This window comes from Arthrobacter sulfonylureivorans (assembly GCF_022637435.1).
GTDB classification, from domain to species: domain Bacteria; phylum Actinomycetota; class Actinomycetes; order Actinomycetales; family Micrococcaceae; genus Crystallibacter; species Crystallibacter sulfonylureivorans.
Genome location: NZ_CP093326.1, coordinates 381,201 through 397,339, shown reverse-complemented (window position 1 = coordinate 397,339; position 16,139 = coordinate 381,201). Strand labels below are relative to the sequence as shown.

Sequence of the window (16,139 nt, the reverse complement as noted above, 5' to 3'; positions counted from 1 at the left end):
GTCGGGACGATACCTCAGGAAGCGCTGGAAACTGCACCATCTGGGCGGATTTCCTGGATGACCCAGCGATTCCCGTCCGGATCACCGAAATAGGCGAAGAGGAATCCGCCGAGATCCTGCGGTGCACTGATGTCTGCGCCGCGCCGCAAAAGCTCGGACCTCGTTGACTCCATGTCCGGGACAACAAGCTGCAGTCCTTCCAGGCTGCCGGGTTGCATGCTGGTCATTCCGGTGCCGATGACGATGGACGCCGAGGATCCGGGCGGCGTGAGCTGGACAACCCGCATGCCCGGGATGTGTTCCACGTCGTGATCGAGGACGAAGCCCATCTTCTCGGTATAGAACTCTTTTGCCCGGTCTACATCCGAGACCGGAACTTGGACGACCTCAAGGCGCAGTTCCATTTCACGGACATTAGCACCCCTACCGTCCCGGCCCGGCGTCCACGAGGATGCCGTCCAGGTCCGCGTGGACCATTGCACCGGGCCGGAACACTACTCCCCCGATCTCGACGGGCACGTTCGTTTCGCCGCTGCTCTCTTTGGCGCTCTTGCGCGGGTTGCTGCCGAGGGCTTTGACGCCGAGCGGCAATTGCGCGAGGGCAGTCCGGTCCCGGACCGCTCCGTTGATGATCACGCCGGACCAGCCATTGGCCACGGCGGCGGCAGCGATCATGTCCCCCATCAGCGCCGTCTCCAGGGACCCGCCGCCGTCCACCACCAGTACCGCGCCGTGGCCAGGGGAGTTGAGCACCGACTTCACCAGGCCGTTGTCCTGAAAGCACCTGATGGTCCGGACCGGTCCGCTGAAGGCGTCCCGGCCGCCGAAGTTGCCGAACTGGAGCGCTACCGAGGCCAGCTCGTCACCGCGTTCGTCGTACAGGTCGGCGGTGGGCGTCAACGCGGGTTCGACGGCGGTGCTTGCCTTGGCATTGCCTGCTGGATTGGTCACGTGATGGTGCTCCTCCTCGCCACACGGCGATCCTAGCAAGCGCGGTGCGGGCGGGCATCAACGCGCCGCGACGAAACAGCTCGCCGCCGCGGCGCCAGCGTCAGTCGAGCAGCAGCGCCGGTTCTTCCATGATGGCGGCGACGTCGGCCATGAACCGGGCGGAGAGGTCTCCGTCCACCACGCGGTGGTCAAACGATCCGCCCAGCGTGGTGATCCAGCGCGGGATGACTTCGCCGGACACCACCCAGGGCTTCTGCCGGATGGTGCCGAAGGCGACAATGGCGACTTCGCCCGGGTTGATGATCGGCGTGCCGATATCGATGCCGAGGGCACCGATATTGGTGATGGACAGGGTGCCGTGCTGCATGTCCGCGGGCTTGGTCTTGCCCGCGCGGGCCGTGGTGGCCAGTTCGTTAAGGGAAACCGCGAGTTCCTTGAGCGAGAGGTTCTGCGCGTCCTTGATGTTCGGGACCAGCAGGCCGCGCGGGGTGGCGGCGGCAATGCCCAGGTTCATGAAGTGCTTGACGTGGATCTCGTCGCCGGACTCCGTCTCCACCCAGCTGGCATTGACACTGGGGTTGCGGGCGGCTGCCCAAATGACCGCTTTGGCCAGGATGAGCAGCGGAGATACCTTGACGCCTTCGAAGTCGCGGGACTTCTTTAACCGCTGCACAAACTCCATGGTCCGAGAGGCGTCCACGTCCACGAAGATGCTCACGTGCGGAGCGCTGAAGGCGGACTCGACCATCGCCTTGGCGGTGGCCTTGCGCACGCCCTTGACCGGGATGCGTTCGATCCGGTTGTCCAGGAGGCCCTTCCGCGGCGTCCAGAACGTGGGGGCGGCCGCTTGTTCCGCCTCGCGCTGGGCCTGGTAGCTGAGCAGGTCCTGCTTGGTAACCTCGCCGCCCTTGCCGGTGGGAGTGATGTCGGCCAGATTTATGCCCAGATCCTTGGCGGCCTTGCGGACCGGAGGCTTGGCCAGCACGCGCGTCAGCAGCCGGGAGACGGCCGCCTGGACTGCTTCGCCCCGGTGTCCGCTGGGGACCGCACCGGGAACGGCTGCGTCGTCGTCGGCGGGAACGGGCGGCACGTGCTGTGCTTGGCCCTGCGGTTCGGGCAAATGCATGGCGGCAGGCGGGGTCGCCTTGCCGGACGGGACCGCGGAGCCATCCCCCGCCGTCGTTCTTGTTCCGGCAGTTGAAGTGGCGCTGCCGCGCCGCAGCCGGCGCCTGACCGGATCGGCCTTCGGGCCGGAACCGACCAGCGGGCCGGCCTCGGGGGTAGCATTCGGCACCGGCTGCTCCGGCGCCGGCGCGGCGGCTTGCGCTCCGGCGGTGGGCTGCGGCGATGCGGCAGCGGGCTCGGCGCCTTCGGGTGCCACGGCGATGATCGGCGTGCCGACCTCCACGGTCTGGCCCTCCGGCACCAGCAGTTCGGACACCACGCCAGCGTACGGGCTGGGCAGCTCGACCAGGGACTTGGCGGTCTCAATCTCGACGATCACGTCGTTGACCGCCACGGTATCTCCGGCCTTGACCTTCCAGGACACGATCTCGGCTTCGACCAGTCCCTCGCCGACGTCGGGGAGGTTGAAAATCTGCGTGTTCGACATGGAATCTCCGATATCAGTAGGCGAGCGAACGGTCGAGGGCCTCGAGCAGGCGGTCGATGTCCGGCAGGTACTGTTCCTCCACCTTGGCCAGTGGGTAGGGCATGTGGAAGCCGCCGACGCGCAGCACCGGGGCCTCTAAGCTCAGGAACGCGCGTTCGGCCACCCGTGCGGCGATTTCGCCGCCGATGCCGCCGAAGGTCGGGGCCTCGTGCGTGACGATCAGCCGGCCGGTCTTCTCGGCCGATGCCGTGACGGTGTCGAAATCGATCGGCGAGATGGAGCGCAGGTCGATCACCTCGACGCTGTTGCCGTCCTCTTCGGCCGCCATCGCGGCGGCCAGGGCGACCGGGACCAACGGGCCGTAGGCCACAATGGTGGCGTCCGTCCCTTCCCGGACCACCTGCGCGCTGAAGGCATCGCGGCCGGCCGACTCGGTGTCCACCTCGCCCTTGAGCCAGTAGCGGCGTTTGGGCTCGAAGATGATCACCGGGTCCTCGCTGGCCACGGCCTGCTGGGTCATCCAGTAGGCGTCGTGCGCGTTGGAAGGCGTGATGATGCGCAGTCCGGGGGTATGCGCGAAGAGCGCTTCCGGGGATTCCGAATGGTGCTCGATGGATCCGATGCCGCCGCCGTAGGGAATGCGGATGACGACGGGGGCGGACAGCATGCCGGAGCTGCGGGAGCGGATCTTGGCCAACTGCGTGGTGATCTGGTTGAACGCCGGGAAGACAAACCCGTCGAACTGGATCTCACAGATGGGCCGGTAGCCGCGGAGGCACAACCCGATCGCGGTGCCGAGGATGCCCGACTCGGCCAGCGGGGTGTCGACCACCCTGTCGGCACCGAATTCGGCCTGCAGCCCTTCGGTGACGCGGTAGACACCGCCGAGCTTGCCGATGTCCTCGCCCATGATCAGCGTCTTCGGGTCGTCGGCCAGGACAGCTCGGAGGCCGCTGGTAATCGCCTTGGCAATGGTCATGGTGGCCATCAGCGTGCCTCCCCTTCAGCCCGTCCGGCGTTGTCCTCGGCGAAGCCGGCCTGGTACTGCCGGTGCCACTCCAGCTCCTCTTGAACCAAGGGGTGCGGATCTCCGTACACGTTGGCGAAGTGGTCCTCGAAGTCCGGGGCCTCCATCGCCAGCACATCGGCGCGCGTGCTGGCCGCGAGCTTGTCCGCCTCCACGGTGACTTGGTCGAAGAAGTCCTGTCCGGCGGTGTTGGTGCTGCGCAGATACCGTTCCAACCGGAGCAGCGGATCGCGTTCGCGCCACTTCTCTTCTTCGACGGCCTCGCGGTATTTGGTCGGATCGTCCGCGGTGGTGTGGGCGCTCATCCGGTAAGTAAAGGCCTCGATCAGCACCGGGCCCTTGCCCGAACGCGCCCGCTCCAGCGCCCAGCGCGTCACTGCGTGGACGGCCACCACGTCATTGCCGTCCACCCGGATGCCGGGGAAGCCGTAGCCGGAGGCACGGTTGGACAGCGGTATCCGCGACTGGACTTCCGTGGGGACGGAGATGGCCCAGTGGTTGTTCTGGCAGAAGAAGACCACCGGTGACTGGTTGGAGGCGGCAAACACCATCGACTCGTGGACATCGCCTTCCGAGCTGGCTCCGTCGCCGAAGTATGCGACCGTCACGGCATCGTCACCGTCGCGTTGGACGCCCATGGCGTAGCCGACCGCGTGCAGCGATTGGGCGGCCAGTACCAGCGTGTAGAGGTGGAAGTTGTTTTCCCGCGGGTCCCAGCCACCGTTGCTGACGCCGCGGAAGAGCCGCAGCACCTTGGACAGTTCCAACCCGCGGGTGAGCGCGACTCCGTGCTCGCGGTAGGTCGGGAACACATAGTCCTGGGGTTTCAGCGCGCTGCCCGAGCCGATTTGAGCCGCTTCCTGCCCGAGCAGGGGCGGCCACAGGAGCAGTTGACCCTGCCGCTGCAGCGCGGTGGCCTCTTGGTCGAAGCGGCGGACCAGGGCCATGTCCCGGTACATGGCGCGGAGCGCGTCGCCGTCGAGGTGGGCTGCAAACGGGCCGTACTTGGCATCCTCGCGGACGCTCCCGTCGGGTGCCATCAACTGCACCAGCGGTGGCGCGGCAGCGGGGTCGCCGGTCACCAAAGACTGCTCGAGTTCTTCGATATCGAATTCCGAGGCGGGCAAGTGCTCAGCGCCCATATGAACTCCTCGCCGATCCGCCGGTATCCGGCGATCTTCGCTGTTCATATATGCCGGGCCGGGAATGCATTCCAGACCCGGCATATATCGGTCGTTTGTCTCGTCCTAGCCTAACGGCAGCGGCCCCGGGGACCCGTGCTATTACCGTCAGGAAACGCCGGGGCCGTTTGTATAGTTCTCACAGAGCGTCAGGAAACGGGTGTTGGCCTCGACCTCGCCGATGCTGACCCGGACGCCGTCGCCGGCGAAGGCCCTGACGGACAGCGCTTGCTTCCCGGCCAGTTCGGCAAACTCCTGTGCCCTCTCTCCCAGCGGCAGCCACACGAAATTGCCCTGGGTCTGCGGAATCTTCCAACCCAGCATGGCGAGCCCGGCGACCACACGGTCACGTTCGTCGACCAGACTTTGTACCCTTTCTACAACTTCGTCGTAGTGGCGCAGCGACGTGATGGCCGCATGCTCGGCCAGGCTGGAGACCGCAAACGGCGTTGCCGCTACTCGCAGGTGCTGGGTGATCTGCGGCTGCGAGATCGAATAGCCCACACGCAGGCCGGCCAGGCCGTGCGCCTTGGAGAAAGTACGCAGCACCACCACATTCGGGTACTTCCGGTACATCGTGACACCGTCGACCACCTCCGGGTCGCGGACGAACTCCGTGTAGGCCTCGTCGATGACCACGATGATGTCGTCCCGGACTGCGCGGACAAAGTTTTCCACGTCGGCTGCCTTCAGGGCCGGGCCCGTCGGGTTGTTCGGCGTGCACAGCAGAATGACTTTGGTCCGCTCGGTGACGGCATCCAGCATGGCTTCGAGGTCGTGCGTACCGTCGGAGCGGTTGGGGATCTGGACGCTCCGGGCGCCGGAGAGTCCCACCATGATCGGGTAGGCCTCGAACGACCGCCAGGGGTAGACGACTTCGTCTTCGCTGCCGTCCTCGTGCTGTCCGGCAAACGTCTGCAGGATCTGCACCAGGGCGCCCAGGCTTCCCGCACCGGTGACAATGTCGTCGGCCGGGACGTCCAGGAAGTGGCCCAGTTCGGTCCGCAGCGCGGTGCACAACGGGTCGGGGTAGCGCATGATGTCCGTCTGGGCGTTCACGGCTTCCAGCACGGCAGGCAGCGGCGGCAAGGGGTTTTCGTTGGAGGACAATTTGTAGGACTGCAGTCCCTCGATGGATGTCGGCGGTTTGCCGGCAGCATACTTAGGCAGCCTGTCGAGGACCGGACGCGGGTGTATCCGGTCTGACGTTCCTGCTGCCTGAACCGCAGCTTCCTTGATGGGGTTCTCAGGAGAAATCATGCCTTTAAGGATACGTGTGCCCCGGCACATCTCATTCAGGGCGGCGACGGCGGGGGTGTGGCAGCATAAGCGCATGGGAAAGTTCGTTGTGCGGGTCATCATCAATGCGCTGGCACTCTGGGTGGCCAGTTGGATCCTGCCCGGCATGGACATCCACGGATCCGCCGCGGCCGACGCGGTTGGCAATGAAATGGTCGGCACGGTGCTGGGTTATCTGTTCATCGGGCTGGTCTTTGGCCTGGTCAACGCGATCGTCCGTCCAATCGTTTCCTTCCTTTCGATTCCCGTGACGATCCTGACACTGGGACTGTTCACCATCGTGATCAACGCGCTGATGCTGGTGCTGACCGCTTGGCTGTCCAGCTTCACCCCGGTGGAGTTCGTCGTCGATTCGTTCTTCTGGACCGCGATCCTCGGCTCGCTGATCATCAGCGTGGTTTCTCTGATTGCCGGCACCTTGACCCGCAGCCGCTGAGTCAGGGCCGTGCTGTCCCGCACCCGCCGGCGCCGGCCCGCTGCTGCGCTGTGCGGCCGGCTGGTGAACCCGTCCGGGGCGGCCGTCCGCCATCCGGTTGGGAGCGGCGGAGCGTGAACAGATGCTGCCGGGCGGCGCCGCCGGCGAGCGCTGCGCCCAGGTACGCTGCCGCATCCTGCACCGAAGGATCCGCGCTCGCATCCATCGCCCGGGCACCCTGCACGTAGTTCTGCAGATCGTGGCCGGGCCCCAGCCCGACGCCTGCGCCCGCAGGAGTGGCCACGGGATCGGTCAGCGTCACGGTGACCTGTTCGCGCCGGTTCGGATTGGGACCGGCATCCGCCCCGGGAACCCAGTCCTGGACATGCTCCAGGTGGACGCTGCGGACGCCGGGGCCGGCCACGATGCCGGCCACCGGCGATCCGGCCGTCAGCACGAATCCCACGTTATGCTCCGCCAGGAAAGCGGGATCCGCGGCGAGGTTCATGGCGTGGATGCCGCCCTGGCTGTAGCTGGTCAGCACCACCAGATCGTCCGCGTCGGCGCCCGCCTCCCGGAGTGCTCGCGACACGGCGTCCGCAACAAACGGGCTGCCGGCGGCGACGGCCTCGGCAACCCCGGACTCGTCGAACGGATTCGCCGTCGGCTGGGCCGTGCCCGCGGCCTGCGTGCCCGGAAGCGCGACCACCCAGCGCTTCTGCCCCCCGGACTCCACCTCAAGGACCTCCATGGTTCCGTCACCGGCTTCGGCTGCGATGGCGGTCCGTTCCAGCAGCCCGGACAGCGAGGCCGGTGACGGTTCGATTTCTTCGACTACCGAGTCCCCGCGCTCGACCTCGATGCGGGAGCCGTGGAGCAGACCGGCACGGCGGCCCGCCGCGCCTAGCAAAACCGCCAAGTGCCGACTCACGGGCTGGTTCCCCCGGCCGCCGTGCCGGCCGTCCCACAGCAGCACTCCCGCCGCCGGTCCGCCCAGCGCCCCGGCGAGCACGGCCGGCCCCTGGTTCAGCAGCCGCTCGCCTCCGGCCAGCGTGGGCCGGCCCTCGTTGGCGGCCATGCCCGCTGGGACCGTGAACCACCACGTCGCAGCATCAACGGCCTGCATCCCGCTGGCGGCTGCCTGCTCCGCGGCCAGGTAGGTGCCGCGAGCCAGCCGCACCTTTGCCGCCAATCCACCGCAGGCGTCGGCGAGTTCGGCCAGCGATCCCACTGCGGCCTGCACGGCTGCTTCGGCCGCCATTCGCTCCGGCAGCAGGGCCCAGCTCGGATCGGCCAGCAGCAGTTGCACTCCTAGCACCTGCTGCCACAGGTGGCCGATGGTTGAAGCGGCAGCTTCGAGTCCGGTCGCGGCCGACGCCAGCTCCTGCCATTCAAACGCAATGCCGCCAACGCCGCCGGCCACCCGGTAGCCGTCATAGCTTCGGTACCCGGCCCCGCCTTCCCACCACCGCGCACCAGTGGGCAGCCAGCCTTCCTCAACCGCCGTCGGCGATCCGGGCAGCCAGTCCGCCTCAGCCACCTTCGGGAGTCCGGCGAACGAAGAAGAGTTTTCCGGTCATCACGGGAGGCGGCCGTAGCGCATAGCGGTCTGCGCAGCGACGTCGGCGGTATTGATGGCACGCGCGGCGTCGCGCAGCAGTTCCGCCGCCTCGGACATCCGGTAGCGGTGCTCATACAGTCGATCCCTGAACGCCTTGCCGGCAGGCGAGACCCACGCCTGAGCGGCGGCCGCCAAATCCGCGCGCACGCCCAGCAGCTCCTGCTCGCAGGAAAGGAGCTTGCCGGGAGCCAGCCCCCATCCCGGGTCGGGCGGCCCGCCCCACCCGGCCTCCGCCGTCGTTGTTTGCCAAAACATCACCCAGACCTCCTTTGCGCCTCCACCATCGACGCTAGGCCCGGCGCTATCCTCGGCGGCGAAGGCAATCCGGCGTTGTGCACGGCGTCGGACGGAGCACCGCTGTGGAGGCGAAGTCACGCAGGAAACGGCGACGTTGAACGTGGAAGAATAAGGGCCATGGCTGAAACTCACCGCGTCCCCTTGGCAGAAGTCACCCCCGCTATCGCGCTCGGTCCGCTGGACGGGCGGTACCACCACGCGGTCGCGCCGCTGGTGGACCACCTCTCGGAAGCTGCGCTGAACCGCGACCGGGTCCACGTCGAGGTGGAATGGCTGATCCACCTGACCAGCCAGTCCGTGCTGCCCGGCGCGGGGCCGCTGACCGAGGACCAGCAGGCTGCCCTGCGCAAGATCGTCACCGACTTCGACGGCAATGCCGTGCGCGAACTGGCCGAGATCGAAGCCGTCACCGTCCATGATGTGAAGGCCGTGGAGTACTTCATCGGCCGCCGGCTCGGCGGGATCGGCATCGAGCACCTCACCTCAATGGTGCACTTCGGCTGCACCTCCGAGGACATTAACAACCTGGCCTACGCGGTGGGCGTCAAGGGAGCCGTGGAGCAGGTCTGGCTCCCCGCTGCCCGCGCCCTGGTGGAGCAGTTCGCGGCGATGGCCCGCGAGCACCGCGATGTGCCGATGCTCTCGCGCACCCACGGACAGCCTGCCACCCCGACCACCTTGGGCAAGGAGTTGGCGGTCATTACGCACCGCCTGAACCGTCAGCTGGACCGGATCGCCAGGACCGAGTATCTGGGGAAGATCAACGGCGCCACCGGCACCTACGCGGCGCACTACACCTCGGTGCCGTCGGCCGACTGGCAGGCCGTGTCCAGGTCCTTCATCGAGGGCCTCGGGCTGACCTGGAACCCGCTGACCACGCAAATCGAATCGCACGACTGGCAGGCCGAGCTGTATGCGGACATGGCCCGCTTCAACCGGATCCTGCACAACGCCTGCACCGACATTTGGAGCTACATCTCCATCGGCTACTTCGCGCAGATCCCCGTGGAGGGCGCCACCGGCTCGTCCACCATGCCGCACAAGGTGAACCCGATCCGGTTCGAGAACGCCGAAGCCAACCTGGAGATCTCCAACGGGCTGCTGGACACGCTGGCTGCCACCCTGGTCACTTCCCGCTGGCAGCGCGACCTCACGGACTCGTCGTCGCAGCGCAACATCGGCGTGGCCTTCGGGCACTCGCTGCTGGCCATCTCCAACGTGGCCAAGGGACTGGACCGGCTCAGCGTGCCGGCCGACGTGCTGGCCGCCGATCTGGACCAGAACTGGGAGGTGCTCGGCGAGGCCATCCAGATGGTCATGCGCGCCGAGGCCATCGCGGGCGTGGAAGGTATGGAGAACCCGTACGAGCGGCTCAAGGAACTCACCCGCGGCCACCGGGTGGACGCCGAGCGGATGAAGGAATTCGTTTCCGGTCTGGGGCTCTCCCACGACGCCGAAGCCCGCCTGCTGGCGCTGACCCCGGGCAACTACAACGGCATTGCCGGCAAGCTGGTGGACCACCTCAAGTAGTCCTCCACAGGTTCTGCGCACGACGGCGGCCGCGCACCTTCCAGCGGAAGGCGCCCGGCCGCCGTCGTGCTTTAAAGACAGAGGATTTCGCTGCTCATGGTGACGCGCCTCACCAAATTCGTCGTTTGGTCACTTGGGGGTCTACAGTCGTTAATACGCCGCGGGGTGGAGCAGTTCGGTAGCTCGCCGGGCTCATAACCCGGAGGTCGTAGGTTCAAATCCTACCCCCGCAACTCCACGATAGAACCCCAGCCCGGGCACCGGGCCGGGGTTCTATTTTTTGTGCGCGCTGCCTGCAGCGGACCGCCCATCGGCATCGACCGACAGCGATGAGACGACGCCACACGGCTTGTGGCGCAGGTCGATGAGCAGCCCCGAGAGTGCTGAATGAGCACCGCCAGGCTTCCTCGCTCCGGCATGTCTGGAGCGTCGGCCCAGGTCCGAGTACCGTGCCTCTTACGGGGCGGTGCGTCCGGCCCCGTGATAGAAGGAGATCGTTATGGCCAAGGCCGAAGACGCATCCACACCGGAGAATGAGACCCCGAAGCCGCTGGTGGAACGCAGCCGCTTCGGCGCGGTGGAACGACGCAAACCCGTGGACGCCGAGGTTGAAGCCCGGCGTCCACCGATTTCCAGCACGGAGCTGAGCAAGGGGCCCACCGAACTAGCCGAACACCGCGGCCCCCGCGTCAACTGGCGGGTGTTCATCATCTCCTCCGCAATCATCCTGGCGTTCTCCATCTGGGCGATGATCGCCCCGGGCAACGCGGCCGGCGTCATGCATACCGCCGTCATCTGGATCGCCACCAATCTAGGCTGGTTCTACGTTGTGACCGTCACGTTGGTGATCCTCTTCGTCCTGTGGGTGGCCCTCTCCAAGGAGGGCAGCGTCCGGCTTGGCCCGGACCATTCACGCCCCCAGTACAACCTCTTCACCTGGGTCGCCATGCTCTTCGCCGCAGGCGTGGGCATCGATATGCTTTTCTACTCCGTGACCGGCCCCATCACGCAGTTCATCTCTCCCCCAACTGCCACCCCGGAATCTGCGGAAGCCGCCCAGGACGCGGTCGTCTGGACCATGTTCCACTACGGTGTGGCCGGCTGGGCGGTGTACGCGCTGCTAGGCATGGCGATGGGCTACTTCGCCTACCGGTGGGGAATGCCGCTGTCCATCCGGGCAGCCCTCTACCCGCTGCTGGGCAAGCGGGTGCGCGGGGCGACCGGCGATGTGATCGACATCTTCGCCTTGGTGGGCACTGTCTTCGGCGTGGCCACCTCGATGGGCATCGGCGTCGTCCTGCTCAACGTGGGCTTCAGTTGGCTGTTCGGTCTGCCGGAGGGACTGGCCCTGCAGATCGCCCTCGTGCTGGTCGCCGTCGTGATGACGGTCGCCGCCTGCACTTCCGGTGTGGACAAGGGGATCCGGTGGATTTCCGAGCTCAACCTGTGGTCGGCCGGAGCGATGATGCTCTACATCCTCGTCACGGGCAAGACGTCCTTCCTGCTTAATGCCATGGTCGAGAACATCGGCCGCTTCGTCTTCACGCTGCCGGAGCGCACCCTGCAGACCCTGGCTTATGAAGAGGACGGATCATCGTGGATGGCCGGTTGGACTCTCTTCTTCTGGGCCTTCTGGCTGGCGTGGGGACCGTTCGTCGGACTCTTCCTGGCACGGATCTCGCGCGGCAGGACGTTGCGCGAGTTCGTCATCGCCGCGATCACCGCTCCGGTTCTCTGCGACTTCTTCATCGTCTCGATTTTCGGCAACAGCGCCATGAGCGAGGTGCTCGGCGGGAATAAGGAATTCGCACAACTCGCCGTCGATAGCCCCGAGCATGGGTGGTATGCGTTGCTCGAGATGTTCCCGGGCGCGCCGTTCCTGATCGGGCTGGCCACGCTGTCGGGCATGTTGTTCTACCTCACCAGCGCCAATTCCGGTGCGATGGTGATGTCCAACTTCTCCTCCTCGATCCCCGATCCGGCCATGGATGGGGCCAAGTGGCTGCGTATTTTCTGGGCCCTGGTCACCGCCTTCCTCACGGTGGCCATGCTGGTGGCCGGCGGTGTGACCACGATGGAATACGCCACCTTGATCTTCGCCCTGCCGGTAACGATCATCGCGTATCTGGTGATGGCCTCGTTCTCGAAAGTGCTCCGGATGGAGCGCGCGGAGCGGGAGGGCCAGGTGCTGCGCCGGCGTTCGGCTGCTGCGCACGGCGGCCAGGTCCCGGAGAAGACCTGGCGGCAGCGCCTGGCCCGCCTGCGCTCCTACCCGTCGAAGAAGGCTGTGGCGCAGTTCGCCGAACGGACCGTGCTGCCGGCCCTGCAGGAAGTGGCCAGGGAGTTCACCAGCCTTGGCTACGAGGCAGAGCTGACCACCACGCCGAACGCGGAAGCCGGCATCGACGAGCACACGCTGGTGGTGAACATGGACGACCACCGTAACTTCCACTACCAAGTGGCCGCGGTCGAGGCACCGGTGCCGACGTTTGGCGGCCGCAGCATGCCGCGGGAGATCGACACCTACTATCGGCTGGAGGTATTTACCCAAACGGGGACCGAGGGCTACGACCTGATGGGCCTGACCCAGCAACAGGTCATCAACGATGTGCTCGACCGGTACGAGGCGCACCTCGGCTTCCTCAACTACTCCAGTGAACACGACTATGCTTCGGTGCTCACGCCCCGGGTGCCGCCGACAACCGAATCGATACCGCTGGTGCCCAAGAAGGCCGACGACGTCGAGAAAGTCGACGAGTGACGACTGCTGCCGCCCGCAGCTGCGGATCCACTGTGCCCCCGATGCAGGGTCCGCCGGCCGACGTCGGCTAGGGTCGTTCCATGGAGAACGGCGATATCACGTTCCACACCCGCAAGTGGGTGCGGCCCGAAGACCTCAATGCCAACGGCACGCTGTTTGGCGGCAGTCTGCTGCGTTGGATCGATGAAGAGGCGGCGATCTACGCCATCGTCCAGCTGGGCAACGGTATGGCGGTGACCAAGTACATGTCGGAGATCAACTTCGTCAGCTCCGCGCAGCAGGGCGACCTGATTGAAATGGGGCTGACGGCGACGCACTTCGGCCGGACTTCGCTGACCATGCGCGCCGAGGTGCGGAACATGTTCACCCGTCAGTCCATCCTGACCATCGAGAAGATCGTGTTCGTCAACCTGGGCGAGGACGGCCAGCCGGCCCCGCACGGCTTCACCGAGATCACCTACAGCCGCGACCGGGTGCCGCGGCAACATCTGGACGCTGTCCGCCGGAGTGCCGAGCAGGCCTAAGCCTTCAAGCCCAGAGGCGCTTCACGCCATGCGCCCCGGCGGGGCGGTTGTTTCCTTCGCGGAGCCAGTTATCGCACGCGGCCGTGGAACCTCGGACCACCTCCTTGCACCAGGGCACACCATCCACTGGCCGATGGCATGCACAGTAGGCGGTGGGATCCCATTCAGGCGGATTCGGACGATGCGCCGAAAAAAACGACCGAACGGTCGTCGGTGAAACCTGCGGCGCGCAATCTGTCCTCCAGCCGCACATCTGCCTTTGCAGCGAATTCCCGGTACAACGCCACCAGCTCCAGCCCATCCCCGCCACCGAACTTCTTCCACATCCGGAAGACGTAGCACACCAAGCATTCCCGCTGCCGGGGAACTTTCTCCGCCAACGGAAGCTCTGCCAATATCTCCCGGAATCCGGTCACGGGCGATTCCACACTGTTTTTGTCCATGTCACACCGTCCTTTCGGCTTCCACCGTCCCAGCCAGGGGTGCCGGAAAAAATGACGTGGGCTGCGGTTGTGAATGGAAGCGCCTAAAAGCGGGGTGTGGAGGGACAGACACCGGGAGGCTCTATCGAGCCTGACGTGGTGTTGCCGAAACAGGGCATGACAGGACCTCCCAAGCCCGATCGGCCGCGCGTAGCCTTCAAAGATGAGCGTTACGAACTTGACCTTGAACAACGGGATCGAACTGCCTGCGCTGGGTTTCGGTGTCTTCCAATCCGCGCCAGAGGAGACAGGCGCTGCCGTCAGGGAGGCGTTGAAGACCGGCTACCGGCACATCGACACCGCCGCCGCCTACATGAACGAGCGCGAGGTCGGGCGGGCGATCGCCGAATCCGGCATCGCCCGCGACGAACTGTTCATCGAAACGAAGGTCTGGATCAGCGACTACGGCTACGACCAGACGCTGCACGCGTTCGACAAGTCCGTCGGCAAACTCGGCATCGAGCAGATCGACCTGTTGATCCTGCATCAGCCGCTGCCGACAGAGTGGGACCGCACGCTCGAGGCCTATCGCGGGCTTGAAAAGCTGTACTCCGACGGCAAGGTCCGCGCCATCGGCGTCAGCAATTTCATGCCAGAGCACCTCACTGATCTGCTGAAGGTGGCCGAGATCGTGCCATCAGTGAATCAGATCGAGATCCATCCGTATTTCCAGCAGCGGGAGTTGCTCGCGCTGGACTCCGAACACGGGATACTGAACCAGGCCTGGTCCCCCATCGGGGGCATCACGTTCTACTACGAGGGCAATGGCGGCAGCACGCTCGACGACCCCACCATCGCCTCAATCGCCGCTTCGCACTCCAAGACACCGGCACAGGTGATGTTGCGCTGGCACCTCCAAGAGGGCCGCTCCGCGATTCCCAAGTCGGTGAAGCCGCATCGGATTGCTGAGAACTTCGACGTCTTCGATTTCGAGCTCACCGCCGAGGAGATGTCCCAGATCGACGCCCTCGACCAGGGTGTGCGCCGTGGCCCCGAACCGGAAACACTCACGCTCGAATCCCACGGCCGGGCCATCCCCGAGGCCTGACATGGGCCACAACCGAACGGAGACCTGATATGGAATACCGCAAGCTCGGACGGACCGGAGTGGCCGTCAGCCCCCTCTGTCTTGGCACGATGATGTTCGGGGCATGGGGAAACCAGGACCGGCAGGATTCGATCCGGATCATCCACCGGGCCCTCGACTCCGGCATCAACTTCGTCGACTCAGCCGATGTCTACTCCGCCGGCGAGTCCGAAGAGATCGTCGGCGAAGCGCTCAAGGGGCGCCGGGATGATGTGGTTCTGGCCACGAAGTTCTTTATGCCGATGGACGGGCAGCCCAACCACGGCGGCGGATCCCGCAAATGGATCATGCAGGAGGTCGAGAACTCTCTGCGTCGGCTCGGCACCGACTACATCGACCTGTACCAGGTGCACCGCCCCAGCCCAGACACCGACGTCGAAGAGACGCTGTCCGCGCTCACCGATCTGGTCCGGCAGGGCAAGGTCCGCTATCTTGGCTCGTCGTCGTACTCCGGCAGCCAGATCGTTGAGGCGCAGTGGGCAGCCCGCGAGCGCAACCTCGAGCGGTTTGCGACCGAGCAGCCACCCTATTCCCTCCTGGTGCGCAGCATCGAGGAAGACGTCCTTCCTACGGTGTTGCGGCACGGCATGGGAACGCTGACCTACAGCCCGCTCGCCGGTGGGTGGCTCTCGGGCCGCTGGCGCAAGGGCGCCGCAAGTACGCCGACATCCGCTGCCCGGCCAAGCGCCCGCTTCGACATGTCCAGCCCGGCCAACCAGCGCAAGCTCGACGCCGTCGAGCAGCTGGCGCAACTCGCCGAGCAGTCCGCCATGCCCCTTATCCAGCTCGCCATCGCCTTTGCGATTAGGCACCCCGGCGTCACCTCGGCGATCATCGGGCCGCGCACCATAGACCAGCTTGAGTCGCAGCTGCCGGCCGCGGACATCACGCTCAGCAGCGAGACCCTCGACCGGATCGATGACATCGTTGCGCCCGGCGTAACCATCAACCCCGACGACAACAGCTATGGGACCACCGAACTCACGTCCGAGGCCCGCCGTCGACCGTGAACAACCCCTCGAGGAGCACGTGGTCATCATTGAGCGGAAGACCGCACTCGTCTCGCGCCACAGGTTGTCCAACCGACGTCATAGTTGTGCTGCGCGGCGATTGCCGCCGTAGGCCGGCAGCCCAGCCTGATCGGGCGAGATTCGGGCACGCCGCGAGCTCAGGAACTCCCGGACCTCGTTGCGCACATCACCCATTCCTCAACGGTAAACCGCATCAGCGCCGCGTGGGAGGCCCTGCCGTTACCTGTTTGCCCGCGCGGAACGGGGCAGAATCCGGACACCCCGTGCCAGCCTGGCTGCGATCAGCGACGCGGGTCTCCACGGGTCTCCACGCGCTCGCTA

15 protein-coding genes, 1 tRNA gene and 1 pseudogene are annotated in these 16,139 nt (G+C 65.9%); 7 read left to right on the top strand and 10 right to left on the bottom strand.

Annotation, left to right across the window (positions count from 1 at the left end; all coding sequences use genetic code 11):
• Nucleotides 1-14: 14 nt before the first annotated feature.
• From MNQ99_RS01930 to MNQ99_RS01905, 6 genes are all read right to left on the bottom strand, one after another.
• A complete protein-coding gene (locus MNQ99_RS01930) occupies nt 15-404 on the bottom strand; it encodes a VOC family protein (protein WP_241914242.1) in 390 nt (129 codons plus the stop codon).
• A 19-nt stretch (nt 405-423) separates the two neighbouring features.
• Nucleotides 424-951, bottom strand: coding sequence for a ribonuclease E activity regulator RraA (gene rraA / locus MNQ99_RS01925; protein WP_241914241.1), 528 nt, complete (start codon nt 949-951; stop codon nt 424-426).
• A gap of 100 nt (nt 952-1,051) precedes the next feature.
• Nucleotides 1,052-2,563, bottom strand: a complete 1,512-nt coding sequence (locus MNQ99_RS01920; RefSeq protein WP_241914240.1) for a dihydrolipoamide acetyltransferase family protein — start codon at nt 2,561-2,563, stop codon at nt 1,052-1,054.
• A gap of 13 nt (nt 2,564-2,576) precedes the next feature.
• Complete coding sequence (locus tag MNQ99_RS01915) at nt 2,577-3,551, bottom strand: alpha-ketoacid dehydrogenase subunit beta (RefSeq protein ID WP_241914239.1); 975 nt, start codon at nt 3,549-3,551, stop codon at nt 2,577-2,579.
• On the bottom strand, nt 3,551-4,732 hold the full coding sequence (gene pdhA, locus MNQ99_RS01910) for a pyruvate dehydrogenase (acetyl-transferring) E1 component subunit alpha (protein WP_241914238.1): 1,182 nt from the start codon (nt 4,730-4,732) through the stop codon (nt 3,551-3,553). Before pdhA ends, MNQ99_RS01915 begins: the two co-directional genes overlap by 1 nt.
• Nucleotides 4,733-4,879: 147 nt before the next feature.
• Nucleotides 4,880-6,031, bottom strand: coding sequence for a histidinol-phosphate transaminase (locus tag MNQ99_RS01905; protein ID WP_127512226.1), 1,152 nt, complete (start codon nt 6,029-6,031; stop codon nt 4,880-4,882).
• Nucleotides 6,032-6,104: 73 nt separating this feature from the next.
• Here MNQ99_RS01905 and MNQ99_RS01900 point away from each other — a divergent pair, with 73 nt between their 5' ends.
• Nucleotides 6,105-6,506, top strand: coding sequence for a phage holin family protein (locus tag MNQ99_RS01900; protein WP_127512225.1), 402 nt, complete (start codon nt 6,105-6,107; stop codon nt 6,504-6,506).
• Between the two features lies 1 nt (nt 6,507).
• Here the strand turns inward: MNQ99_RS01900 and MNQ99_RS01895 are convergent, their stop codons facing one another.
• A complete protein-coding gene (locus MNQ99_RS01895; protein WP_241914237.1) occupies nt 6,508-8,025 on the bottom strand; it encodes a hypothetical protein in 1,518 nt (505 codons plus the stop codon).
• Between the two features lie 39 nt (nt 8,026-8,064).
• Nucleotides 8,065-8,361, bottom strand: a complete 297-nt coding sequence (locus MNQ99_RS01890) for a hypothetical protein (RefSeq protein ID WP_127512223.1) — start codon at nt 8,359-8,361, stop codon at nt 8,065-8,067.
• A 159-nt stretch (nt 8,362-8,520) separates the two neighbouring features.
• On the opposite strand from MNQ99_RS01890, the gene purB reads away from it, so the two are divergent.
• The 4 genes from purB to MNQ99_RS01870 all read left to right on the top strand — a co-directional run bounded on the left by purB (nt 8,521) and on the right by MNQ99_RS01870 (nt 13,218).
• Complete coding sequence (purB, locus tag MNQ99_RS01885; RefSeq protein ID WP_241914236.1) at nt 8,521-9,933, top strand: adenylosuccinate lyase; 1,413 nt, start codon at nt 8,521-8,523, stop codon at nt 9,931-9,933.
• Between the two features lie 159 nt (nt 9,934-10,092).
• Nucleotides 10,093-10,166, top strand: a tRNA-Met gene (locus tag MNQ99_RS01880).
• A 266-nt stretch (nt 10,167-10,432) separates the two neighbouring features.
• Entirely contained in the window at nt 10,433-12,694 is a 2,262-nt protein-coding gene (gene betT / locus MNQ99_RS01875; protein WP_241914235.1) for a choline BCCT transporter BetT, read from the top strand.
• Nucleotides 12,695-12,774: 80 nt separating this feature from the next.
• Nucleotides 12,775-13,218, top strand: a complete 444-nt coding sequence (locus tag MNQ99_RS01870; protein WP_127512220.1) for an acyl-CoA thioesterase — start codon at nt 12,775-12,777, stop codon at nt 13,216-13,218.
• 164 nt (nt 13,219-13,382) lie between these two features.
• Here MNQ99_RS01870 and MNQ99_RS01865 read toward each other — a convergent pair whose 3' ends face one another.
• On the bottom strand, nt 13,383-13,661 hold the full coding sequence (locus tag MNQ99_RS01865; protein WP_241914234.1) for a hypothetical protein: 279 nt from the start codon (nt 13,659-13,661) through the stop codon (nt 13,383-13,385).
• Nucleotides 13,662-13,863: 202 nt separating this feature from the next.
• Here MNQ99_RS01865 and MNQ99_RS01860 point away from each other — a divergent pair, with 202 nt between their 5' ends.
• Complete coding sequence (locus MNQ99_RS01860; RefSeq protein ID WP_241914233.1) at nt 13,864-14,748, top strand: aldo/keto reductase; 885 nt, start codon at nt 13,864-13,866, stop codon at nt 14,746-14,748.
• A gap of 29 nt (nt 14,749-14,777) precedes the next feature.
• The gene (locus MNQ99_RS01855; RefSeq protein WP_241914232.1) at nt 14,778-15,797 is read left to right on the top strand and encodes an aldo/keto reductase; all 1,020 of its coding nucleotides are present in this window, start codon (nt 14,778-14,780) and stop codon (nt 15,795-15,797) included.
• An 81-nt stretch (nt 15,798-15,878) separates the two neighbouring features.
• Here the strand turns inward: MNQ99_RS01855 and MNQ99_RS01850 are convergent.
• Nucleotides 15,879-15,992 (bottom strand): annotated as a pseudogene (locus MNQ99_RS01850) (transcriptional regulator); the annotation flags it as partial.
• Between the last annotated feature and the right edge of the window lie 147 nt (nt 15,993-16,139).

Coding starts and splice junctions, on each gene's coding strand:
- MNQ99_RS01930 (WP_241914242.1), bottom strand. CDS start 404: ATGGAACTGCGCCTTGAGGTCGTCCAAGTTCCGGTCTCGGATGTAGAC.
- MNQ99_RS01920 (WP_241914240.1), bottom strand. CDS start 2,563: ATGTCGAACACGCAGATTTTCAACCTCCCCGACGTCGGCGAGGGACTG.
- MNQ99_RS01915 (WP_241914239.1), bottom strand. CDS start 3,551: ATGGCCACCATGACCATTGCCAAGGCGATTACCAGCGGCCTCCGAGCT.
- pdhA (WP_241914238.1), bottom strand. CDS start 4,732: ATGGGCGCTGAGCACTTGCCCGCCTCGGAATTCGATATCGAAGAACTC.
- MNQ99_RS01905 (WP_127512226.1), bottom strand. CDS start 6,031: ATGATTTCTCCTGAGAACCCCATCAAGGAAGCTGCGGTTCAGGCAGCA.
- MNQ99_RS01900 (WP_127512225.1), top strand. CDS start 6,105: ATGGGAAAGTTCGTTGTGCGGGTCATCATCAATGCGCTGGCACTCTGG.
- MNQ99_RS01890 (WP_127512223.1), bottom strand. CDS start 8,361: ATGTTTTGGCAAACAACGACGGCGGAGGCCGGGTGGGGCGGGCCGCCC.
- purB (WP_241914236.1), top strand. CDS start 8,521: ATGGCTGAAACTCACCGCGTCCCCTTGGCAGAAGTCACCCCCGCTATC.
- betT (WP_241914235.1), top strand. CDS start 10,433: ATGGCCAAGGCCGAAGACGCATCCACACCGGAGAATGAGACCCCGAAG.
- MNQ99_RS01870 (WP_127512220.1), top strand. CDS start 12,775: ATGGAGAACGGCGATATCACGTTCCACACCCGCAAGTGGGTGCGGCCC.
- MNQ99_RS01865 (WP_241914234.1), bottom strand. CDS start 13,661: ATGGACAAAAACAGTGTGGAATCGCCCGTGACCGGATTCCGGGAGATA.
- MNQ99_RS01860 (WP_241914233.1), top strand. CDS start 13,864: ATGAGCGTTACGAACTTGACCTTGAACAACGGGATCGAACTGCCTGCG.
- MNQ99_RS01855 (WP_241914232.1), top strand. CDS start 14,778: ATGGAATACCGCAAGCTCGGACGGACCGGAGTGGCCGTCAGCCCCCTC.